Here is a 23,387-nt window from a genome sequence, read left to right as displayed (position 1 = left end):
CAAGCCAAAGTTCCTTTCCGAAACCCAACGATTATACGCATCCCAGCGGACTGCTGGATGCACGATCCAGGCTTACGGAGCAACGCGCGGCGCACTAGGCGCGTGGCGACAACACCACCAGACTGCGCGGTGCGAGAACGTAGGTTTGCGCATCCCCAATGTCTTCGTCGCTCCGATCGGGCTCGTCAGTCGCCAGTTCGACAGCCCAGCCGCCGCCAGGGCTATCTGGGAGAGAAAACTCTATGTCACCATCATGGGGATTGAACAGAATGATGACGTCCGTCAAGCCCTCGCACGCTTGGCTGTCGCACGCCAATCGCAAGCCGATTGTCGTGCTTCCGGCATCGGCCCATTGCTCTTCGGTCTGTTCACCCCCGCCTGGATTCAGCCAGGCGACTGTCATGCCGTCACGCCAGCTTTCTCGCCGCAAGATCGGGTTGTCGTTGCGGAGTTTGATCAGCCTGGTAACGAACTCGCGAAGCTGATTGGCGGTATCGGGCAAATCATCCCAGTGAATCCAGCTGAGCTCGCTGTCCTGGCAGTAGCCGTTGTTGTTTCCCATCTGGCTGCGGCCAAACTCGTCTCCGGCAAGAAGCATTGGAGTGCCGTGGGAAAGGAAGAGTGTGGCGAGGAAGTTGCGCTTTTGGCGCTCACGTATGACATTGATGTTTTCATCGTCGGTCGGACCTTCGACACCGTAGTTGTCGCTGCGATTGTCGCTGTGGCCGTCATTATTGTCTTCGCCGTTGTCCTCGTTGTGCTTCTGCGCGTACGATACAAGGTCGTTCAAGGTAAAGCCGTCGTGCGCTGTCAGGAAGTTGACGCCAGCCCATGGCCTGCGACCACGAAGATCGTAGACGTCCCCGGAGCCGAGCATGCGTGCGGCGAAGTCGCTCGTCGTGCCGTCTGTATCCTTCCAGTAGTCGCGTACTGTGTCACGATACTTGTCGTTCCACTCGGCCCAGCCCGGTGGGAAGCCGCCGACCTGATATCCGCCTGGGCCGATATCCCATGGCTCACCAATGAGCTTCGCCTTAGACAGTACCGGGTCCTGGCCTACCGCGTCGAAAAAGCCGCCGCGCTGGTCGAAGCCTTCCGGTTCGCGACCGAGAATTGTGCCTAAATCAAAGCGGAAGCCATCAACGTGCATTTCGTCCGACCAGTACCGTAGGCTGTCGGTGATCAACTGGAGGACGCGAGGGTGCGACGTATTGACCGTATTTCCCGTGCCTGTGTCGTTGATATAATAGCGAGGCTCTCCGGGCATCGTCCGATAGTAGGAGAAATTATCGATGCCTTTGAACGACAGCGTTGGCCCAAGTTCATTGCCTTCAGCGGTGTGGTTGTAGACGACATCCAGAATAACCTCGATGCCGTTATCATGAAACGCACGGATCATGTCCCTAAAGCCGGCCATGCCGCGGGGGCCGTAATAGCGTGAGGCGAGGGCGAAAAACCCGAGTGAGTTGTAGCCCCAGTAATTTCTTAGCCCCTTGTCGAGAAGATGCGCATCGTCTGGAAACCAGTGGACCGGAAGAAGCTCGACGGACGTGACGCCCAGACTGCGGATATACTCGACGATCTTCTTGTGTCCGAGGCCCTCGTAAGTCCCACGCAGCTCTTCGGGAACCGCGGGGTGGAGCTTGGTGAAGCCTTTCACATGAGTTTCATAAAATATCGTTTTCGACCAGGGGATCTGGGGCTGTTTCGCATGCTTCCACTCTGCGGCGGAAGTGTCGATGACGCGGCACTTCGGCATCGCTGCTGCGCTGTCGCTCTCGTCATACGACAGATCTTTGTCCTCGCTGTCCATCTGGTAGGCAAATTGCTCCTGCCCCCACCGGATGTCCCCGACGAGTTCGCGAGCGTAGGGATCGACCAGCAACTTGTTTGGATTGAAGCGATGCCCGTTTTCGGGATCATATGGTCCGTAAACCCGGTACCCGTAGAGCGACCCGGCTTTGAGGCCAGGAACATAGCCATGCCAGATTTCGTTGGTAAACTCCGGAAGCGTGATCCGGTCGGTCTCGACCTTGCCGCTCTCGTCAAACAGGCAAAGCTCGACGCGCTCTGCATGAGCGCTGAAAATCGAAAAATTCACGCCGTCCTTGTCAACGGTTGCACCAAGACGCGTCCAGTCGCCGGCAAGCACGTCTTTACTGTTATGAGAAGCTGTCATGTCAAACCCCAAAGCAATGGCGCGATGAAAACTTGGAGGCACGTGAATGGTTCCAGTTCCGTCCGGCAATTATCGCGACGCTGCATCACGAACAGGCCATCAGCGGATTGGGTCGGAGGAGCGAGGATCCAACTGCGCCTGTTCTGATCTTCGTCCAAGGTGGACCGGTGGTTGGGCGATGGCCTATGTCGGGGAGGATAAAAGGATGACCGGGCTCAGACAGCGTCGATAAGCGCTGTTTACAAGGCTCCGTGCCATGGCGGCCGAAACGTGTCTCGACTGATAGCCGTCGCAACGCTCGTCGTTCCGGCGAGCGGTCGGAAGATATTGCAATTGCAGACAGCACCTTTGGATGTCGCACCACGGTGACGCGCCAGCTTGTATCAGATTGCAGACTTGGAGATTTGGTCCCTGACGGGCGGCGCCAGTCTTCACAAGAAGGAGCGCTGCGCTTCCAGTTCTAAGGGGCTTCTCCCGACAGCGCCAGCGCCTCAAGGATTTGACTGAACTCTGCTCAGCAGGACAGCGTCGAGCCGCGAGCGCTTAGCCTGGTCACAACAGATGAAATCGAAGAGCGCCCACATGAAAACCCCCGGTCCGGGAGGGAGGAGACCGGGGGTTTGCATGCTGTCGCAGCCTCCGCGGAGAGCGGTTGCCCGATGGGAGAATCGAGTGCTGCCTGCGAGTTAGAACCTCCTGATCCAAAGATTGTTCCCTCCACGCTCTCGAGAACATTGACCATTGCTACTGCGTTGCTCATTCCTAGCTGAAAACAGACTGTCATGATGCCGGCGGACCAGATAATCGCCTGGACCGGACATCTGCGGTGAACGGAAGGGCCGGAACCGAACCGCCATTGGAGGCTGACGTGGAAGCTCAGTTGTGGTTCCATGGCATTGGAGATCAAGCTCCGCCCAGCGGCTTCTAAGCTGAATTTCTCGCTTTGCGGACCCGGTCCAGGACCGACGATGCCGCAAGCAGGATCGCGGTGAGCAAAGTTAGACAGACCATCGCCGCAATACCGGCCATCATCACAGGCATTCGATGGTGAGCGATGAAAATCATCGGTGAGGCCGCTAGGCTTAAGGCGGCAAACAAAACGACGAAAGCGGCCAGAACGGCCAATTGCGCGAGCTGAAGCATGTTGAATTCCTCAAAGGTGATCGCGGCGACAGATCGCACGCTGGTGTATCGCCTTTGTGTCCGTCTGGATCTGGTGTGTATCTTCTTGTAGGAATGTTCGGGCCCGGGGCAGGTTGGCAAGGCCAATCAAAACCCGAGGGAAATTCTTGAGAGCCATAAAAGTTGGCAGGCGCTGATCTTCAGCGAATGCCACGCCGCCGGAAGTGACGGGCTTACTGCCCCAAGATGCTCGCGAGTGTCACGGGACGCAGGCCGCGCGCATCGACGCCGACGTCGAATTGGCGGAAATAGGGTTTCAGCCTGCCGTGCGAATGGCCATGTAGATTGATCGACTTCCTGCCCATGTGGTTCCATGTCCTGAAAGCGTAGTGGCATAGGACCAGGTGATGCCCATCATGCCTGATTTCAGCGTAGTGTTGCACACTTTCCCATGCGGAAGAACTGGTCGTCGTCGGCGGGTCATTGTTGCCGATGATCAGGTGCTTGCGCCCATGCAGCTTTGACAGAAGCACTGTGCAATCACCCGCGTTTGCCGACATGACGTCTCCCAGGTGCCAGACCTCGTCGCTGGGGCCAACGGTTTCATTCCAGCTGCGAACAAGCGCCGCGTCATGCTCGGCTGTACTTGAAAACGGTCGCCGATCGAGGCGCAAAACGCGCGGGTCGCCGAAATGCGTGTCAGCGGTAAAATGGATCATCAGCGTTATCTGCAGGCTCTTGCCGGAATTTCTAGGGGCGGCGTATCCGCAGTGCACGAAATCTTACACAGCCTCGAGCCCAAAAAGTGGAGGTTGGGGGAGTTCGACCACGACAGGATCACCGGGAACGACAACGCCACCCGCCAAAACAACGGCCATCACACCAGTCTTCCTGACGACTTCGCCGCTCGGCGCTTTTAGCAGAACCGCCTTGAGAAGACCGGAGCGAAACTTTTCGATCTGGGAGCATGGATTGCGAAGGCCGGTTACATGCAATACCGCGTCTGCGCCGAGCTTGAGGATCGTCCCGCGAGGAAGTGCAAGGAGGTCGACCCCGCGGGTGGTGACATTTTCGCCGAGGTCGCCCGGAGCGACGGCAAAGCCACTACTGGCCAGTTCGTCCAGAAGTTCCGCTTGGATCAAATGCACCTGACGAAGGTTCGGCTGGCTTGGATCGGTCCTCACGCGGTAGCGATGTTTGATAGTGACGCCAAGATGGGCGTCGCCTTCAACGCCCAAGCCTTGCAACATAGTTATCCTTGGTACAAGCATCTTTGAAAATCGATGTTGGTGGTCGCAGGCGACCGCAATAACCACGCCGCCCATAGGGCCAACCTTCGCATTCGTTCGTGGCGTGTTCATAACGTTGTTTGCCCGGATGTAAAGCACGACCTAAGATGGCTGCGTCGATTGCCGCTCTCGTTGGTGGCTGGAACGTTGCTCCCTTAGCGTTCCCCTGTTTCAACTCAAGCAACCAGCGAGAAAGCCTCGCCGTTTCTTGGCGAGGCCTTTCCTTAGAATGTGGACCCGACCGTCGAGCTGGTTCACGACGCGGAGCTAGCGCCGGTCATTATGGACGTGAGCGATTGTCTGCCGACTAAACGGCCGAAGCCCTCGTTGTTTCCCAGGCGTGGAAATGCGAGCTGCGCCGCCAGGCCCGGAGGACCAACAACGTCCACGGCTGGGTTCATCGGGCCGGCATAATATGCCTTCATGCTGCCGGTCGCACAGAAAGTGGAAGGGCCATTCCCGCGTCTGTCGTCACGGCTTGCCCGATATGCGGTTCCAGCGACTAGACGCACGAGATTCCGTCGGAAGCTTTGACCTATGGTTTGATCAGTGAGAACTTTTCTGCCTGGGCGGAGTATAGCGGCGGTCACTCAACGACTGCTGTGTTCACACCATGACCATCGGACCTGTGATCGGGTGACCCTGCAAGGAAATTCGTCGCGGCGCATCTTTCCACATCGAGAACGCCGAATAGACGATTGGTCGTTGATAGCGCAAATTCAGCAGCCGAGACTCGGGGGTAAGAACGGGCTTCATAGCTGGCGACTTGCGCAACCGTCAGGTGGAAGGAATGGCGCAAAAGGCGAGCATAAAAAAGAAACAGGCCGCCGTGGCGGCCTCCTCGTCGTAGAACAAGCTGTTATCAGTGGCTGTTCTTATGGCTCTGCTGGCCAGCCTTGACGTGCTGCTCGTGCGAGCCGCCCTGCTTGCCAGAGGAGGCGCTTTTGGCAGAAGAAGAAGCCTCGGAAGTCTTGCTCGAAGAAGCCTGCTTCGAGCCAGAATTCTTGTGGCTCTGCTGGCCTGCCTTTACGTGCTGCTCGTGCGAGCCGCCCTGATTTGCCATGACATAGTCTCCATTGTTTGAAGAGGCCCAGATGCCTCGCAAACTTAACCTGCGTGCGGCGATGTTGTTCCGCTTTTTTCGCCGCTTGCTCAGACTATTGGACAGGTGTCGCCCAACACGACCAGGAGACAGAAGGCTTTGCAAGTAAGCACGTGCCGGGCGACCGGGCCCGAACATTCCCAGAGTGCAAGAGTTCCCGCGTCCCGGGGATTTAGAGATGAAATGTGGGCGGCCCTATCGATGTGGCAATGCTGAAAGGGGGAACTGGCGTACGAGTGATGAACGAAGCTAATCTCCAATCGTCAGCGGGCTTTCTTCAAGGCGATGTCTTCGATGTCGAGAAGAAGAGCGATCTTTTCTTTAGGACGGGAGATAGCCAAGGCGGCTCCGAGTGCGACGAGTGCAGAGGTTGCGCCAGCTCTCGAAGCTGCAGGCTGGCCACGGCGGCTAAAATAGAAGGCGTTTGCCCCGGCGACAGAAGCGACGTTCACATTATCGTTTCCGCAGAAGATTGGCATAGCCATCCTATTGCGAGCGATTTTGGCAGCGGCGTGGGCGGCAGGCTGTCGGCTATTTGTTAGAAATGCCCTGGACACGGGTCAGGTGCATGTGGAGGTCGGGTAACATCGTCACACCCGCGTTTTTCAATGGGCCATCAGGACCCTCTTTCGCTTAGGCCACAAACAGCTCGTATGTCTGCTGATGCGCGGTTACCTGTGTCGACAGGTAAGCTTGGTCGAGATTTGCGGGATCGCTGTTTTTAAGAGCGTCGATCTTTTGCTGATGTTGGGCATCGAGCGACTGTGAAACGGTGACGCCATCGTTTCTGGCGGCCGATGATAGCAACCCTGCGGCGCGGCCATGGTCCCGCAGCATATCCTGAGCGAATTGCTTAGCGGCGACCGCTCGCCCTTGGGAGATTTCGATTTTCGCGGCCTCGATCTCGAATATGTTCGACACCGCGGCTTTTTGCGCGAAATCCTGCTTCGCGCCCTCCCCGTCGCCGGCGCGTACTGGAAGCGTGATCAGGCAGACAACTAGGCTGAGAGCCAGTCTTTTCATCGTGAAGCCTCCGGGCGAGGGTGGTTGCAGCCCACCGAAAATGTTGAAGTTGCCCTTCCAGGGCAGAGCGGGTCACAACCACAGCCTCGGCTAGAAGTTCCAGACGCCCAGCGAAGGTTCGCTAGCGCACACAGCCAAGGCCAGTGGAACCCTGCGATACGCTTATTGTTATGGGAAGCAGGAGGCCCTCAATGGAAAATGTTATCGATGTCGACTTTCACGTTATCTGGCCGTCACCGGTCTTTATAAGAATAGGCAGCGGGATGCGCGAACGGATCGGTGGGCCTGATGCAGCGCTTTCTGCACTGCTCCACCGATGGCCTACCGGGAATAACTCTGAATATCTCGCTGCCAAGCGCCACTGCATGAATGCAGTGTCTCGGCACGGTAGCCCCGCGCTCGCGCGAAGCGCGTTTGTAGAGGCTGCAGCCGCAGCGAAAGTTCTCGCATGACAATAATCAGACGCAACGTCAGAAGTGGCGTCCCGCTATCTGCGGGCTTGCTGCTTGGAATTGGGCTCGGGGGCTTTTTCGACGGAATCGTGCTGCATCAATTGCTTCAGTGGCATCACATGATAAGCTCTTGGTATCCGATCAACACTATCGCAAATCTCGAGCTCAACACGCTGTGGGATGGGGTTTTTCATTCGGCAACCTATGTCCTGGTCCTTGCCGGGCTATTCATTCTCTGGAGGTCGAGCAGGCTTAGTCACTTCCGCTGGTCGACGGCGGAGCTCGCGGCTCTAATGCTTATCGGCTTTGGGGGCTTCAATCTTGTCGAGGGGATCGTCGACCATCAGATTCTGGGGCTCCACCACGTCAACGAAACGGTCGCTCGCGGTTATTGGCTGCTCTGGGATCTCGGCTTTCTCGCAGCGGGCGGAACGATGGTCGCTGCGGGAGCCTTTATCTGGATCCGGCGGCATGGCTGAGGTATTTCGTGAGCTCCGAGCGGCAGTGATCTGGGTCGCTTTTGGCGCTGCGCTCGTCTTCGCCACTCGACCGGTCTGGTCTTATCTGATGTTTGGATCCAGTGTCACGCTGGACGATATTTTGGCGCTACGGTGCTTTGGACTGCCAACCTGACCCTCCGTCTGCATCGCCCCTGCTGGCCGCCCTCGATTGCGACCAGCCGTAACCATCTGGTTGCCGCAATGGCGCAACACTATTCACAAGCTCCGCACAGACGGTCACTGGCGACTGAGCGATGCCTGCTTCAGGTGGACTTGAGAACCACGAAAGGCTTCGTGAACGCTTCGAGTTGAAGCGCATCGTGCACATGAACAAGTCGCCCCGTCAACAGATCGATGAATGAACGATCTTGAAAGGCCGCCGGAAGGGCTATGCGCGTTCCGGCCCATGGAATGGGAGCGCTCAGGTCGTCAACGCCGAGCCACAAGCGGGGCGTAACGACTACAACGACATCTGTCTGATCAGCGCGAGCATAAGCGAGAACATTAGTTGCTCGAGGACCGGAAGCTATGAGTGGCAGGTAATCTCCCCGGCGAAAGAGCGTCGGAACTTGCTGACGCACATGCAGAAGAGTGGTGATGACATGCTGCTTCAGTCGCCCATTGTCCTCGGCCCAGACCTCATCTCCAGCTCCCAGTAGGTGCCTCTGGAGGGTCTCGAAGTCCGGCTCCCTCCGGTTGTCGGGATCGACGAGACTGAAGTCGAGGCCTTCGCTTCCCTGATAGATATCCGGTACGCCGGGAGCAGTCAGCTTGATGATCGCCTGGGTAATACTATTCACAAGGCCCGAACGAACGAAGGGACGAAGGGTCTTGGTGAAATCGTCAAGGAAAGCACGGTTGTCTGGTGACAGTAGGCGGCGCACATAGGCGATGACGGCGCTCTCATAGGCCTCGTCAATCTCACTCCACGTCGTACGAAGTTTTGCTTCGCGCAAGGCTTTTTCCGTGTAGGCAACGAAGCGATCTTCGATGGCACCCAAAGAAGCGGCGTCTTCGTGCTCCAGATCTGCTGGCCACACGCCGGCAAGTGCCTGGTAAAGCATCCACTCGACGGAAGGCTCGGGGGCAAGACCGTCGTCGAGCTTCTGAACGAACGTTCTATTCATCTCCCGCCAACGATCAACGCCGCGGCTCCAGGCCTCCGGCGCCTCGGTGAGCGCGTAGAGTCGTGCGCGAGCGTCTTCTCCGCGCTTGGTATCATGTGTGGACGATGCGGAAAGTGCATCGGGCTGGCGCAAAAGGCGAGACTTCATCTCCTCGTGAAATCGATCCAGCCGATAGGTGCGGGGAAGGGGGTCTGCTCCAACCTCGTTCAGCGCGAGTAGCGCGCCCTGGCGAAAGAAGAGCGTGTCCTCGACAGACTTTGCCATCAGCGGACCAGTCAGCTGCTGGAAGCGCGTTCGAAATGTCGAAGCGAGCTCACCAACAGTGTGATCGACGTCACCGAGAAGTATGCGCTCGAGGGTAGCGAGCGCCCGGGCATCGGGGCGATTGGTGGCGTTTTGGACCGTCGCCATGACTGACGCTAGCCTGAGTCTGTCTTCCCCCGGCAACCCTGCGCCCGTGCCATAGGTGCGGTACACCGGGAAGCAGATCAGCAATTCGCGCAGGGCTTCCGCAAGCGCTTCTTCCGGCAAGGCGAGGCTATCATCCGTCTCCCCGATCCGGCGAGCGAGTTGTATCAGTACAGCAAACTCCCCCGCGAAGTTGTTGTCTACCATCAGCGTTTTAGCCGAACGCAGTTCTTCTTTCATGTCGAGGGGGCCGACAAGCTTCTGGTAGGCGCCCCTTAGAACCTCCATCTTGTCGTTGTCCACGAAAACATCGCTCAGAGCTGCGATGAACTCGTAGCCCGTCGTTCCGGAGACCGGCCAGTCTGGAGGAAGCATCTCGCCTTCACCGAGGATTTTTTCGACAGTAATGTAACACGCTGGCCCGGTTTGTTCACGCAGTCGCTCAAGATAGCTCTTTGGGTCGGCAAGGCCGTCGACATGGTCGATACGCAGACCATCCACGGCGCCAGAATGGACGAGGTCAAGGATAAGACGATGGGTGTCTGCAAAAACTGTAGCGTCCTCAACGCGAACACCGGCCAGGCCAGTGATCTCGAAAAACCGGCGATAGGACAAATCTCGTGGAGCATCACGCCACGACATCAATCGGTAAGGCTGAAGATCGTGCAGTCTCTTGATCTCGGTCTTGTCGGAGAGGCTCAGGATCTCGTCCTTGCGACCGGAATAGGTCTCGGGCGCCAGGGGATAGAACGCTTCGTAAAAAGCGAACGCAGGGTTTCCAGTTTTCGGATCTCGCTCAATCGTGATCTCGCCTGCATGCAGCGCCTCATCGAATGAGCCTCCCAGAAAGGGAAGCGTGAGTTTGCGCGACCAGTCGATATCGAAGTGCCCGGCGTAGCGGCTGGCTGCGCCGTGTTCGACGACGTCGCGCCACCACGCATTCTCAAGCGATGCCGCCATATGGTTCGGTACGATATCGAGGATGAGACCGAGGCCGGCTCCCTTTAAGCTTCTCACCATTCGGTCGAACCCGATCCGACCACCGATCGCCGGATCGATTTCAGTGGCATCCGTGACATCGTAGCCATGGCTGGAGCCGGATGTCGCGGTGAAGATGGGTGAGGCGTAGAGATGGCTGATCCCAAGACGCTTCAAATAGGGCACCTGTTCGGCAGCACGATCGAACGTCATGCCGTTGCGGAACTGAATGCGATAGGTTGCTGTTGGTACGCTCATAGATCTTTCCGGCTGTTGTATAGGCTCTGGATCGCCCGCCTGGCATGACGACTCGAGAGCGCCGTCGTTTGAAAGGCGCCCTTTAAACTCCGAAGACCACCGCCGGTTCCAGTCACCGACCCCGTTCTCACCCTGGCCGACCTGGCTTCGGCAGATTTTGTACGCGACGTCCCAATATCTCTTGAGTTGAACGGCTTGGAACGGGTCGCGGTGCCGTTATGCGTCTGAAGTGGAGTTTTCCGTCCACGGGTATGGCTTGAGGCAACCCGCCCTGACGAAAAGAGCATGCGGTTTGTCCCTCGCTTCCGCGGACGCTTGCGCAACATGATTGAGCTTGAGTTGTCCAAGCCCTCAAAGCCCGTTTAACTGGAGCATCTTTCCGACGGACGATTAATGCAAGCGCCACTCAGGCCGCCCTTTTTGGCGTTAAGCGGACGCCTCGCTTTTCAGGGAAACGTATCCGATTGCGATACCAGTGAGGGGAAATGCTGTCTCGGGATCCGGCCAGGCCCTTCCCCGAGCCGACATCGTCTGCATCATCCATTCGCTCAAAGCCCACAAAGATGAAACGCGTCGAAGAGCGGTGGATCGTGTCTGGGCACGTGCTAACTTCGTGGTCGATCTGGACACTCACGAATTCGGGGGCGCGAATGAAACCTCTGGAAAGATCCCCTGCAATCTGCGTGGCAAGGCGCTTCTTCCCCATATAAGCCGAAATAAGCTGATTGTGCGTAAAATCCAGAAGCCGGAACGTCATCATAATAGCTTCGTCATCGATCATTGCGCCGCTGATCGTGTCAAGCGCTCGTCCTCTGGCAAAAAGCATACCCGCACGGCTGGTGCCGGAAAAGCTGAACCACGTCTTGCGCCTGGTGAGGTAATCAACGCTCCAAGCGGCCCGGCCATCCACGGGATCGTCGCCCGCAAGGTCAGAGAGCTCCTGAAGCGTCTCAAGAAAAGCCATTCGAAAGTCAGCCGGCTGCATGTCCCACTCCTCAAGCAACTGGATCGAACGCTGATTTCTGAGACAAGTTCCCTGACAAACACACAATCGGCAACGACGTGACTTAGGCTGTCGCGCCTGCGTCCTCGACGCCGAGAAGCGCATTTGCCTAGCCTGCCAAGCCAGATCACACGAGGGCTCAAGAGGACGGCTTTCCGGCTGAGACGGCCTGGAGGCCTACAACGCAATGGTCTCTCATTTCGTCCTCCAATCCCGCGCCTCCCTTCGGCTAAAATGGCGCTCAGTCTAAAGGGAGTGATCGGGAACAATAAAGGTGCCATCCAGGTTGTCGATGTTCTGGCAATTCAGTACCCGGCAGCTCCTGTTGTCTCTGGTCGGTATGCTCTTCCACTCAGCGTATTCGTTGGCCTCGCAGAACCGACTATTGCGCACAAAGCGGTCATAGAGCGGCAGACCCCGCGGCGACTTCCATCGGAAGATGACTGCTCCCTGTGAGTGGACTGCCTCTCGGGCCTGCTCACAGGTCATGGACAATGGGCTTAGTCTCGAAATTGCGTAGCACGGCGAGCCGGCGAGGAGGGCGGCCAAAGTCAATAAAACTGCGCGCATGAAAGTTTGATCCTGTTGGTGACGCCGTCTAACATCAGAATATGGAAATGGTTCCACGGCTCGTTCACCCGGTTCGCCAAGGAGCGATGCGCGCCGCTGAACGCCTCTGAACCTCCGCCTCTTTTCGCGTGAAGCCCGGCGATCGCATATGCAAACGTCGCTCCAGGAGTGTGCAAAAAATTTTGTTCGGCTGCCTTGAAAACAAAAATCAAAAAAACCAGATTTGCGCACGCCGGTAGCCCAGATGGGGGCCGGAGAACAGGGAACGCCCTTTCTCAGCGTTCCGCTTCCAACTCGCTTTAAAGAGGTTTTGGTCATGAGAACAGAATTCGACTTCGGGCCACTCTATCGGTCCAGCATCGGCTTCGATCGGGTATTTTCGCTGCTCAATAATTCACAGCGTCTCCAGCCAGTCGACGCGTGGCCGCCTTACGACATCATCAAGAACGGCGACAATGAGTATAAGATCGTGATGGCTGTCGCCGGGTTCGAGGATGGCGATCTCGACATTACGCAGGAGCGCAACCTTCTCGTCGTCAAGGGTGGAAAGGCCGATGACAGCAAGGCTGAGTACCTGCATCGGGGCATTGCGGCGCGCAGCTTCGAGCGTCGGTTCGAACTTGCAGATCATGTTAGCGTCGAGAACGCTTGCCTGAAAAACGGGCTGCTTTCCATCGATCTCAAACGGGAAATCCCCGAAGCTATGAAGCCGCGCAAGATCTCGATCGGCGGTGACAGCGAGGCTTCGGCTCCGCTCCAGATCGAAGGCGACAAGCAGGTCGCTTGATTTCAACACAGGGGAGCGGGCGGCGTAGCATGCGCCGTCTGCAATGGCTATGGAAGCGTTTCAAATTGATAAGCACGACGGCTTTTACGTCGGCGACTTGGAGGCCTGTCAACGTGTCTTCGATGCCGTCGCGTCCAAGGCCGGCGTTGACCGTCGATCGGAAGAAGGCGAGCGGATCGCTTCGATCCTGGTGCAGCTTTATCGGCAAGGCGTGCACGATCCTCAACACCTTGACGCGATGGTGAGTGCTGCCCGCGGTATATTTGCAAAGCGCGAGCCCTCCAAGCAATAGGCTAGACCGGGTCTGTTGCAGGTCCGATCCTGTTTGGACGGTGGCGATGAACGTACGCGAGTGACAACGGGTGTGGTTGCCAATCGTGTACGTTTCCGGACGGTAGTGTTGCCTTGAGCGCTTCACGACGCAATTAGCAGGCATGAGCAAAAACGAAGAACGACCGATATCACGCCGCCGTAAATCGATGACTATGACCGAGCGCCGGTCTCGTGCGGAAGAGACCCATGTCATAGCAATATCAACGATCGAAGCCGAAGCGGAGGCGCGCCGGCGAAAGACCGAGCGGCTGAAGGCAGCACGCGAAGCTTTAAAGTCCTGACCCATGGCATTGCAAGGCGCGACGCGGCTTGCCACGTCTTGATGCTTGGCGGGACCGGGTGCCGGGGCGGCAAACCCTGACTAACGTCGTATGCAGCGCGCTGATCTAGGAAGCGGCGGGAGCGCGTGACCTCGCCGGCGCGCTATGCGCCGTCCGCCGAACCGCCTCGGCGAAGGGCGGGCTGAAACTTGGCCGATAACGATCGCAATCCCGAGGACTCGGCAACCGGCCGCCGAGCAAGTTGCTCGATCGATTTCCGGGGTTAGCCGCGGGGCCTGCTGCCGCGTTTGCTCGTCAATCACAAACCGCAGATTGTCGGGAACAACGGCCAGGTCCGAAAGTTTCTATCGCTCCTGCGTAAAGAACCTGCGGCTCGACCTGCCCGTGCGTGGAGAAATACAGATGATGCCTGCGCGTCGCTCGAAGATCTCAAGGCCCCGCATCTATTATGTCAATCCTCTCGATTTGCCAACGGAAAGACGTTGGCTGGAGATCTTCGATCACGCCGCATCTTTGAATTTCGACACGGTCATGTCCGCGCCGATCTTTCGGCGCCACTTCCAGGACGCCAGCATTTTCAAAGCATTCGATGCCAGTTCCATAGATCCCGCCTTCGGGCTCCAGCGTCCATTGGAAGAGGGTGTCGCATTCCTGTGCGAAAGAGCGAAATCGCAAGGGATGGACTTCATGATCGACGTCGTGCTTCCGGCAGGGCAGGCAGAAACCACTGGTGAAAGTGATGCGCTCGATCCCCGTCCTTCACCATCCGCGCCCGCGCGAAACGGCGCAGCCGGCGGCGACATCGACCGTTTCGGTGAACTGTTGCGCAAATTAACCACCCTTGGAGTCTCAGGATTCCGTTATCTGGGGCTTGACGCCCTGGGCGAGGCTGATCTGAGGCGATTGGCAGTGGCTGAGACGGGCGGTGCGGATCCTTTACGGCTGGTCTACACCCCGGGGACCGACTTCTCATTTCGCCGACGGCTCGCCGGCCTGGGCTTTGATGGCACATTTTCATCGCTTGCCTGGTGGGACTTGCAGGAAGCGTGGCTTTTCGAGGAGCTGCGTCTGCAGCGAGCACTTGGGCTGCAGGTCGCCTTTCCCGAAGCTCCGTTCGCAAGGCGGCTCGCCCATGGGACCGAGAGCCGGGAGATCCGCGAGCGGAAGTCGATCCGGGCGCTGCGACTTTCGGCCGAGCTTGGCGATGGAATGCTCATTCCTATGGGCTTCGAGTTTGGCGCGGTCCTGCCACTGGATGCCACCCGCGGTTCAGGTCAAGACCTGCGCATGATTCGGTCGAATGGTGCTTTCGATCTTTCGGCAGCGGTCCGTGAAGCCAACGCGGCTATTGCTGCTAAAGATGCGCTGACGCCGACGGCATATGAGGCCGCGGCGCAGGTGATCGTCATGACCCTAACTGACGCACCAGACCCACGTGTTGCGGAGCGAAAGCGTCTGCTTGTGGTTAACCGGGACCTGCGCCGGCCGTGTGCTTTTCCAGACGACATCATTTCGCGTGCTGCCGCACCCTTCCTTGTTTCCGAGTCGCATCTCCGGTCGAACCGACTTGCTCCCGGAGAGGTTAGAACGGTCGCTGTCGCGGCGGGCGCCGTGATCGCAACACAAAGCCTGACGTCACCAGGGACGGCAACCGACCCGTCCGGACGTATCGCGATTGAAAATATCGAGCCGTCGGTCGACCTTGGGCGTTTCCCTGTCAAACGCGTCGTCGGGGACAGGGTTGCCGTAACGGCCGATATATTTGCCGACGGGCACGACCGCTTGGAGGCGGCGATATTGTACCGGGCAATAGATGAAGCGGAGTGGCATGAGGTGCCGCTGAGTTCCGACAGCAATGATCGTTGGGCCGGTGCCTTTTCCCTCGAAAGGATCGGCCGCTATCACTACTGCATCGAGGCTTGGAAGAACCCGTTTGCTATATTCCGCTACGAGCTGTCGAAAAAAGCCGAAGCCCGGCTTGACCTCAGCCTGGAACTGACCGAGGGGGCAGCGCTGGTACGACGCGCGGCCGAGAGAACCGCGGGGAATGCCGACCCCGGCCTTCATGATAAACTTGTGGAACTGCTGGAAGCGATAGAGCGCAGCGACGCGGCCGAAAAGACCCGGCTGCTCTTGTCACCTCATCTCTCGGTACTGATGTCGCAGGCTGACGAGCGACCGTTCCGAACTCGGTCGGGCACCTATAGCGTCGATTCAGAGCGCGCGGAGGCCGCGTTCTCAAGCTGGTATCAAGTCTTTCCTCGGTCACAAAGTGGAGATCCTCATCGTCACGGAACCTTCGACGACGTTGTTGCCCGACTGCCGGCGATCCGCGAGATGGGCTTCGACGTTTTGTATTTCCCACCGATCCATCCAATTGGCACCACCAATCGTAAAGGCCGAAACAACAGCTTGGTAGCGGGCCCTGGTGATCCAGGCAGTCCCTATGCGATCGGTTCGCCGGATGGCGGTCACGATGCAATCCATCCGGAACTGGGCGGGATTGACGCGTTTCGGCGTCTTGTTGAAGCAATGCGTAACGAAGGGCTGGAACTGGCACTCGATCTCGCAATCCAGGCTTCTCCTGATCACCCTTGGCTGACCGAGCACCCTGGCTGGTTCGAGTGGAGACCGGACGGAACGATCCGCTACGCGGAAAATCCGCCTAAGAAATACGAGGACATTGTCAATGTCGACTTTTACTCTCAGGATGCCGTGCCAGCGCTTTGGGAAGAATTGCGCGATATCGTCCAGCTTTGGGTGGACGAGGGCGTCAAGCTCTTCCGGGTGGATAATCCCCACACCAAACCTTTTCCGTTCTGGGAATGGCTGATCGGCGATATACGCGCCCGCCACCCGGAGGTCGTCTTTCTGTCCGAAGCGTTCACGCGGCCGAAGGTGATGTACCGTCTCGCCAAAGTCGGATTTTCTCAGTCCTACACCTACTTCACTTGGCGCAACAGCAAGTGGGAGCTTGAGCAGTACATGCTCGAGATAACGCAGAGCCAAGCCAAGGAATTCTTTCGGCCCCACTTCTTTGTCAACACGCACGACATCAATCCAGACTTTCTCCAGAATGCGCCGCGGCCGGCATTCGTGATCCGTGCCGCACTGGCTGCCACACTGTCTGGCCTGTGGGGGGTCTATAACGGGTTCGAACTTTGCGAGGGCCGTCCCGATGTCAAGCGCAAGGAATATGCCGACAGCGAGAAATACGAAATTCGCGCCTGGGACTACGACCGGCCTGGGAACATCAAGCCGGAAATAACGATGCTGAACAGGCTTCGCCGTGATAACCCCGCGCTCCATTCCCATCTCGGCCTGACGCTTTTGAATTCGTCCAACCCGAATGTGATGTTCTTCGAAAAGGCCGCGCCTGGGCGCCACAACGTCCTGCTGATCGGCATATGCCTCAATCCGCATGGCATCGAAGAGAGCACCGTCGAAATCCCGCTCTGGAACTTTGGAAAGGATGACGCTGGCACGCTCGATTTGGAAGACCTGGTCAACCCCCGACGGTTCTCGCTAACAGGCAAGCGGCAGACGCTCAGGCTTGATCCCATTCATTTGCCCTTCGCCATTTGGCGCGTCAGAACAGGAGAGATTTGACATGGAAGACGTGTCGAGCAGCGAAGGCCGGGCAGAGACAGCCGACGCCACGTTGTGGTATAAAGATGCAATCATCTACCAGTTGCACATCAAATCGTTCTATGACGCCAACGGTGACGGAATTGGGGATTTTGAAGGTCTATTCGAGAAGCTTGATCATATCGCTTCGCTTGGCGTGAACGCGATCTGGCTCCTGCCTTTCTTTCCTTCGCCACGGCGCGACGATGGTTATGACATCGCCGACTATGGGAGCGTCAGTCCCGACTACGGCACGATCGAAGACTTTCGCAAATTCGTAGCCGCCGCCCACGAACGCAATATTCGGGTTATCATCGAGCTGGTCATCAACCACACGTCCGATCAGCACCCGTGGTTTCAACGTGCGCGCCAGTCACCCGCGGGAAGCCCGGAGCGCGACTTCTACGTCTGGTCCGATACAGACCAGAAATTTCTTGAGACCCGTATCATCTTCATCGACACCGAGAAGTCCAACTGGACGTGGGATCCGACGGCTGGAGCGTACTATTGGCATCGCTTTTATTCGCATCAGCCTGATCTGAATTTCGACAACCCCTTGGTGATGAAGGAACTTCTGTCGGTGATGCGCTTCTGGCTGGAAACTGGCATTGACGGCTTCCGACTGGACGCGATCCCCTATTTGGTAGAACGCGAGGGAACAAACAACGAGAACTTGCCGGAAACGCATGCGATCCTGAAGCGCATTCGCGCCGCGCTCGATGAGACACATCCCGGCGTGATGCTGCTTGCGGAAGCCAACCAGTGGCCGGAAGATACCCGGGAATATTTTGGAGACGGGGACGAGTGCCACATGGCATTTCATTTTCCGCTGATGCCCCGGATGTACATGGCGATCGCCAAGGAGGACAGGTTTCCGATTACCGACATCATGCGTCAGACGCCGGATATTCCCGACAGCTGTCAGTGGGCGATTTTCCTGAGAAACCACGATGAGCTGACGCTTGAAATGGTGACGGATGCCGAGCGCGATTATCTTTGGGAAACATATGCGTCCGACAGGCGAGCACGCATAAATCTCGGTATCCGCCGTCGCCTGGCTCCGTTGATGGAGCGCGATCGCCGGCGTATTGAGCTGATGAACGCGCTTCTGCTGTCGATGCAGGGCACGCCGGTTCTTTACTACGGTGATGAGATCGGGATGGGCGACAACATCTACCTTGGCGATCGCGACGGCGTTCGAACCCCGATGCAGTGGTCGCCCGACCGCAATGGCGGCTTCTCAAGGGCCAATCCCGCCCGCCTGGTCCTTCCGCCCGTTTCGGACGCGCAGTATGGCTATGAAGCGCTCAACGTCGAGTCCCAAACATCAGACGCGCACTCGCTGTTAAACTGGACCCGGCGCATGCTTTCGCTGCGCGGCCGGCACCCCGCATTTGGCAGAGGGTCGCTTCGGTTTCTTTCTCCTGACAACCGGCGTATTCTGGCCTATCTCCGAGAGCACGGAGACGAGGTTATCCTGTGCGTGGCAAACCTATCGCGGGTACCTCAAGCCGTTGAATTGGACCTCTCCGCCTACGAAGGCCGCGTGCCTGTCGAGCTGACCGGCATGTCACCGTTCCCGCCAATCGGCCAGCTTACCTATCTTCTGACGTTGCCGCCCTATGGGTTTTTCTGGTTCCAGCTCAATGCTGAATCGGATGGTCCGGCGTGGCGCACGGCTCCGCCGGAACAGTTGCCCGATTTTCACACGGTCGTCATTCGCCGAAGCCTCACGGAGCTGGTTGATGAACCTCAGCATCAGAGGGCGCTCGGCAACGACATCCTTCCAGCATATCTTTCAAGACGGCGGTGGTTTGGTGCCAAGGATCAGTCTCTTCAATCGGCAAGGCTTGTTTCGGCGACGCCGATCCCATTCGCTGATGGGATAGTGCTGGGCGAGCTCGAGGCCATCCTGCCTGATCACGTTGAGACTTATCAGCTCCCGCTCGCCATCGAATGGGATGACACCACGACGAACATCCTAGGCCAGCAACTTGCCTTGGCTCGCATTCGTCAAGGACGACGTGTTGGATTTCTCACCGACGGCTTTACGGTGGAGCCAATGGCGCGGGGTTTGATCGAGAGCCTGAAGAACCGCTCGACCGTGACCGGTCGTTCCGGCACGATAGACTTCATCGGGACCGATTACTTGGACCAGCTGGATATCACCGCCGAAATGGAGATCCGATGGCTATCTGCGGAGCAGTCAAACAGTTCTCTGATCGTCGGCGAGATCGCCATGATCAAGCTTATAAGGCACGTCTTCGAGGGCGTTCATCCCGAAGTTGAAATGACGCGCTATCTTACCGAGCAGGGATATGAACACACCGCTCCACTTCTCGGCGAAGTCGCGCGTAATGACGCGGACGGGCGGCGGTGGACACTTGCCGTCGTACAAGGCGCAATCCGTAACCAGGGCGATGCGTGGAACTGGATGCTCGCCAATCTGCGTCGGGTTGCAGATGAGGTTGCAACCACCGAAGCGGAGCCTGACGCCGCTGACGACGAGCTACAGCCGCTTTTGAACTTCGTTGCTATGATCGGCCAGCGCCTGGGTGAACTTCACGTCCTGCTTGCGCGACCGAGTGAAGATCCATCTTTCGCGCCGCGGAGAGCGGATGAGGCTGACGTTGCTGGCATCGAAAGATCAGTGACCGGCGAGATCGCCTACGCCTTCTCCAAGTTGGAGGAGCTCGCGGACACGCCCGACAGCGCGGTCGAGAAGGATATTCGCAGTCTCTTGGCGCAAAGGGAGCAGATATCTAAATTGGCTGCAAGATTGTGTGGACGGGCGGCAGACGCCGTGCTGACACGCACTCATGGGGATTTTCATCTAGGTCAAATACTCGTGACGGAAGGTGACGCCGTCATCATCGACTTCGAAGGCGAACCGGCGCGCAATCTCGCGGAGCGGCGTGCAAAGACCAGCCCCTTGCGGGACGCCGCCGGTCTTTTGCGATCTCTTGACTATCTCGTTGCCACGGCGACTCTTGAAAATGATGCCGTGTCCGACCATCACGACGAGCGCAGGCGCTTGTTTGTCAACCGCTTTGGCAAAGCAGCCGAGGAACTTTTTCTTCAGAAATATATCCACGCGTTGTCTGCATCACCAGATCTGCCGAGCGATCCGAAGACCATACGTGCGCTTCTCGACATCTTCCTTTTGGAGAAGGCAGCGTACGAGATCGCCTACGAGGCACGCAATCGCCCGAAGTGGCTGCCAATTCCCCTGGCCGGCTTCAGCGCAATCGTGTCACGCCTTGACGGAGAACGGGCATGATGGAGCCATCGACGGTCGACACATCTAGTTTGGCTCCCGGCGAACTTCTCGCAATCGTCGAGGGCCGTCATGGCGATCCCTTCGCGTTTCTGGGACCCCACCGGTCGCAAGATGGGCGAATTACAGTTCGCACGTTCGTTCCTGGCGCTCTAGGCGTCGAATTGGTCGACCGCGCAACGGGTGCTGTGCTTGCAGTGTCGTCGCTGGTGCATGCAGGCGGCGTGTTCCTCGGCCCGGTCCAAAGTGACGCAGGATATAAGCTGAGAATCCTCTGGCCAAACGGCGCCCAGGAGACGGAAGATCCCTATCGGTTCGGCCCCCTGCTTGGTGATCTCGACCTGCATTTGATTTCGCAAGGAACGCACTACCAACTTTCGTCGGCTCTCGGTGCAAATCCGGTCACCGTCGACGGCATCCAGGGTGTGCGTTTTGCGGTCTGGGCGCCAAATGCGCGCCGGGTCTCGGTGGTTGGAGATTTCAATAGCTGGGATGGTCGGCGCCACCCAATGCGCTTGCGGCGTGAGGCAGGTGTCTGGGAAATCTTCATCCCAGATCTGACGGTTGGCGACCGCTACAAATTCGAAATTTTGGACGGGCAGGGCAATCTGCTTGCTCAGAAGGCTGATCCAGTGGCCCGGGCTTCGGAAGCCGCGCCTTCCACTGCATCCATCGTTGCCTCAACCGAACCGGTGAAATGGCGGGATGCTGAATGGCTCGAACGGCGGGCTGGGAGGGACATTCTGGACGGTCCGATATCGATCTATGAAGTTCATGCCGGATCCTGGCTTCGGGACATGAAGGATGGCGGGCGTTCGCTCGATTGGTTCGAACTGTCCCAGCGGCTGATCCCCTATGTCAAGGAAATGGGGTTTACGCATGTGGAGCTTATGCCGATCATGGAATATCCTTTCGGGGGTTCATGGGGATATCAGCCACTAGGCCTTTTTGCCCCGACGGGACGGTATGGAACGCCGGAAGACTTCGGATATTTCGTCGACCGCTGCCACGAAAGCGGGATCGGCGTCATCCTTGACTGGGTGCCGGCCCATTTCCCAAGTGATGTCTGGGGTCTGGCGCGCTTCGACGGAACTGCGCTCTACGAGCATGAGGATCCAAGAGAGGGCTATCACAAGGACTGGAACACGCTGATCTACAACCTCGGGCGATCCGAAGTGAAAGGGTTCCTGATTGCAAGCGCCCTTGAATGGCTTGACAGGTACCATGTCGATGGTCTGCGGGTCGACGCCGTTGCCTCGATGCTTTACCGCGATTACAGCCGTGCCGAGGGTGAATGGATCCCGAACCGGTACGGAGGGCGAGAGAACCTAGAAGCCATAGAGTTTTTCAAGCACCTCAACAGCGTCGTTCGCGACCGCCACCCGAATATCTTAATGATCGCCGAAGAATCGACGGCCTTTCCGAAGGTCACAGCCTCGCCGGCTGACGGCGGCCTGGGGTTCGACATGAAATGGAACATGGGGTGGATGCATGACACCCTTCACTACATTTCGGACAATCCGGTCTATCGCAAGTATCACCATGGCTCGATGACCTTCGGGATGGTCTACGCTTACACTGAGCGGTTTGTCCTGCCGTTTTCCCACGATGAGGTGGTTCACGGCAAGGGATCGATGCTGGGTAAGATGCCAGGTGACGACTGGCAAAAACATGCCAATCTCAGAGCCCTGTACGGCTTCATGTGGGGCCATCCAGGGAAGAAGCTGATATTTATGGGTTGTGAGATCGGCCAGAAGAACGAATGGAATCACGACGCCTCGCTCGACTGGGATCTTCTCGACGACCCTCGTCATCGCGGTCTTCAGAGGTTGGTGAGAGACCTTAATCGCGTTTATGCTCACTTTCCATGCCTGCAATATGGCGATCTGCACCCGGACGGGTTCGAGTGGGCCGTCGCCGACGACGCTGAGAATTCCGTCCTGGCGATGATCCGCTACGATCAGACCCGCGACACCGCCTGCGTGATTGTATCCAATTTCACGCCCGTCCCGCGCCAAGGCTATCGAATTGGCGTGCCTCTCGATGGCCTTTGGCGCAAGATACTCAATACGGACGACACCGTATATGGAGGCGCGGGAACCGATATAGGCGACGTTGCTGTACAGTTCGTTGCCGCTCACGGCCGGCCAATGTCGATCGAGGCTGATCTGCCACCTTTGTCGACTGTCATGTACATTAGAGATCGAAATCGATGAAACCCTCGCAGCCGAAAGCGGGTGCGCGACTGGCCGGCAAGAGGATGTATTTGGCACTGTACCGCGGGTATGAACGGCCTTCATATATCAACTTTGCCAGCTGAACGCTCCATCGATGATGCAGCGCCCCAGGTGTGACGTCGACCTGGGGCGGTTGAGCTGGAGAGAGTCGCAAGTAGGCTCTGAGAGATATAGCGGACGATCTCCCACGTTCTTGGCGGCGGCCGAAAGAGTTACCGCGGTTCCACCGGTTGCATGGCTTTCCACTCTCAGATGCGGCTATTAGCCGATTGGTGTCGATACCCTTTCCAGCCGAGAGGCGCGATTGTCGCCTTCCGGCGCTTTTGCACGGCCTGTCCGTTGTCACACGACGCTAGGGGTCGGCACCAAAGTGTGATGGCCTTGTCACACAAGAAGGAAAGCCCATTTTCCGGGCGATCCTTGCGTCTCGAACCCGCACTCCTGGATGAGCTCAATAGAACCGCAATGGGCGCGGTGCAACCGCAGGTGCCGTCAATCCGGATCCTAGCTGCGGAACTAGTACGCCACATGTTGGTTATGCGCAAAGGAAGAACGGGAGGACGGTTCCATGAACGACAAAGACCAGAAGCGACGCGAGCGGGCTTACAAGATTTGGGAAGACGAAGGAAGACCGGAAGGTGCTGATCTTGATCATTGGCAACGAGCCGAAGATCAACATGAAGCGACAGAGGCGGAAGTAGCGGCGGAGGTGACCGGTGAAAATCCAGCTGCTTCAGCCCCTGAGTTGGGCAAGGATAAGCCTTCGCCGGTCCCGCCGCCGATTTCAAAGCCGGCCAGAAAACGGCGTTGAGCTATACGCGGTAGACGTAATGG

General features: G+C 57.7%; 18 protein-coding genes. 8 read left to right on the top strand and 10 right to left on the bottom strand.

The features are described from left to right. Positions 1-94: 94 nt before the first annotated feature. From glgX to ACQZ5H_RS22045, 7 genes are all read right to left on the bottom strand, one after another. Positions 95-2,179, bottom strand: coding sequence for a glycogen debranching protein GlgX (gene glgX, locus ACQZ5H_RS22075; RefSeq protein ID WP_203431243.1), 2,085 nt, complete (start codon positions 2,177-2,179; stop codon positions 95-97). Positions 2,180-3,103: 924 nt separating this feature from the next. Beyond that, entirely contained in the window at positions 3,104-3,322 is a 219-nt protein-coding gene (locus tag ACQZ5H_RS22070) for a hypothetical protein (protein ID WP_130279569.1), read from the bottom strand. Between the two features lie 212 nt (positions 3,323-3,534). Next, complete coding sequence (locus ACQZ5H_RS22065) at positions 3,535-4,020, bottom strand: hydrolase (RefSeq protein ID WP_449099011.1); 486 nt, start codon at positions 4,018-4,020, stop codon at positions 3,535-3,537. Positions 4,021-4,083: 63 nt separating this feature from the next. After that, positions 4,084-4,626 carry an MOSC domain-containing protein gene (locus ACQZ5H_RS22060; protein WP_199629720.1) on the bottom strand — a complete coding sequence of 181 codons (543 nt, stop codon included), beginning with the start codon at positions 4,624-4,626 and terminating at the stop codon, positions 4,084-4,086. 826 nt (positions 4,627-5,452) lie between these two features. Beyond that, the gene (locus tag ACQZ5H_RS22055; RefSeq protein WP_130279568.1) at positions 5,453-5,653 is read right to left on the bottom strand and encodes a hypothetical protein; all 201 of its coding nucleotides are present in this window, start codon (positions 5,651-5,653) and stop codon (positions 5,453-5,455) included. A gap of 302 nt (positions 5,654-5,955) precedes the next feature. Next, on the bottom strand, positions 5,956-6,144 hold the full coding sequence (locus ACQZ5H_RS22050) for a hypothetical protein (protein WP_203431242.1): 189 nt from the start codon (positions 6,142-6,144) through the stop codon (positions 5,956-5,958). A gap of 181 nt (positions 6,145-6,325) precedes the next feature. Continuing rightward, on the bottom strand, positions 6,326-6,715 hold the full coding sequence (locus tag ACQZ5H_RS22045; RefSeq protein WP_449099010.1) for a DUF4142 domain-containing protein: 390 nt from the start codon (positions 6,713-6,715) through the stop codon (positions 6,326-6,328). A gap of 191 nt (positions 6,716-6,906) precedes the next feature. Here ACQZ5H_RS22045 and ACQZ5H_RS22040 point away from each other — a divergent pair, with 191 nt between their 5' ends. Both ACQZ5H_RS22040 and ACQZ5H_RS22035 read left to right on the top strand, forming a co-directional pair. Further along, positions 6,907-7,167, top strand: a complete 261-nt coding sequence (locus tag ACQZ5H_RS22040; RefSeq protein ID WP_112715772.1) for a DUF982 domain-containing protein — start codon at positions 6,907-6,909, stop codon at positions 7,165-7,167. Then, the gene (locus tag ACQZ5H_RS22035; RefSeq protein WP_112715773.1) at positions 7,164-7,646 is read left to right on the top strand and encodes a DUF2243 domain-containing protein; all 483 of its coding nucleotides are present in this window, start codon (positions 7,164-7,166) and stop codon (positions 7,644-7,646) included. The genes ACQZ5H_RS22040 and ACQZ5H_RS22035 overlap by 4 nt, the downstream gene beginning before the upstream one ends. A gap of 284 nt (positions 7,647-7,930) precedes the next feature. Here the strand turns inward: ACQZ5H_RS22035 and treY are convergent, their stop codons facing one another. The 3 genes from treY to ACQZ5H_RS22020 form a co-directional block, all read right to left on the bottom strand. Beyond that, on the bottom strand, positions 7,931-10,438 hold the full coding sequence (gene treY, locus ACQZ5H_RS22030) for a malto-oligosyltrehalose synthase (protein ID WP_203431241.1): 2,508 nt from the start codon (positions 10,436-10,438) through the stop codon (positions 7,931-7,933). Positions 10,439-10,844: 406 nt separating this feature from the next. Further along, positions 10,845-11,423: a hypothetical protein gene (locus ACQZ5H_RS22025; RefSeq protein ID WP_203431240.1), complete on the bottom strand. Its 579-nt coding sequence runs from the start codon at positions 11,421-11,423 to the stop codon at positions 10,845-10,847. Positions 11,424-11,687: 264 nt separating this feature from the next. Then, complete coding sequence (locus ACQZ5H_RS22020; RefSeq protein ID WP_112715777.1) at positions 11,688-12,011, bottom strand: hypothetical protein; 324 nt, start codon at positions 12,009-12,011, stop codon at positions 11,688-11,690. A gap of 316 nt (positions 12,012-12,327) precedes the next feature. On the opposite strand from ACQZ5H_RS22020, the gene ACQZ5H_RS22015 reads away from it, so the two are divergent. From ACQZ5H_RS22015 to ACQZ5H_RS21990, 6 genes are all read left to right on the top strand, one after another. Beyond that, the gene (locus tag ACQZ5H_RS22015) at positions 12,328-12,798 is read left to right on the top strand and encodes an Hsp20 family protein (protein ID WP_203431632.1); all 471 of its coding nucleotides are present in this window, start codon (positions 12,328-12,330) and stop codon (positions 12,796-12,798) included. A gap of 43 nt (positions 12,799-12,841) precedes the next feature. Then, positions 12,842-13,090, top strand: coding sequence for a hypothetical protein (locus ACQZ5H_RS22010; RefSeq protein ID WP_449099009.1), 249 nt, complete (start codon positions 12,842-12,844; stop codon positions 13,088-13,090). A gap of 724 nt (positions 13,091-13,814) precedes the next feature. Beyond that, the gene (locus ACQZ5H_RS22005; protein ID WP_203431239.1) at positions 13,815-17,021 is read left to right on the top strand and encodes an alpha-1,4-glucan--maltose-1-phosphate maltosyltransferase; all 3,207 of its coding nucleotides are present in this window, start codon (positions 13,815-13,817) and stop codon (positions 17,019-17,021) included. Position 17,022: 1 nt separating this feature from the next. Beyond that, entirely contained in the window at positions 17,023-20,319 is a 3,297-nt protein-coding gene (gene treS / locus ACQZ5H_RS22000; RefSeq protein WP_449099008.1) for a maltose alpha-D-glucosyltransferase, read from the top strand. Next, a complete protein-coding gene (gene glgB, locus ACQZ5H_RS21995; protein ID WP_203431237.1) occupies positions 20,316-22,532 on the top strand; it encodes a 1,4-alpha-glucan branching protein GlgB in 2,217 nt (738 codons plus the stop codon). Before treS ends, glgB begins: the two co-directional genes overlap by 4 nt. A gap of 589 nt (positions 22,533-23,121) precedes the next feature. Next, a complete protein-coding gene (locus ACQZ5H_RS21990; RefSeq protein ID WP_203431236.1) occupies positions 23,122-23,364 on the top strand; it encodes a DUF2934 domain-containing protein in 243 nt (80 codons plus the stop codon). Positions 23,365-23,387: the final 23 nt, after the last annotated feature.

This window comes from Rhizobium sp. 21-4511-3d, from assembly GCF_053522545.1.
Note: the sequence above shows the minus strand (reverse complement) of the source record. Positions and strands in the feature narration are given on the sequence as shown.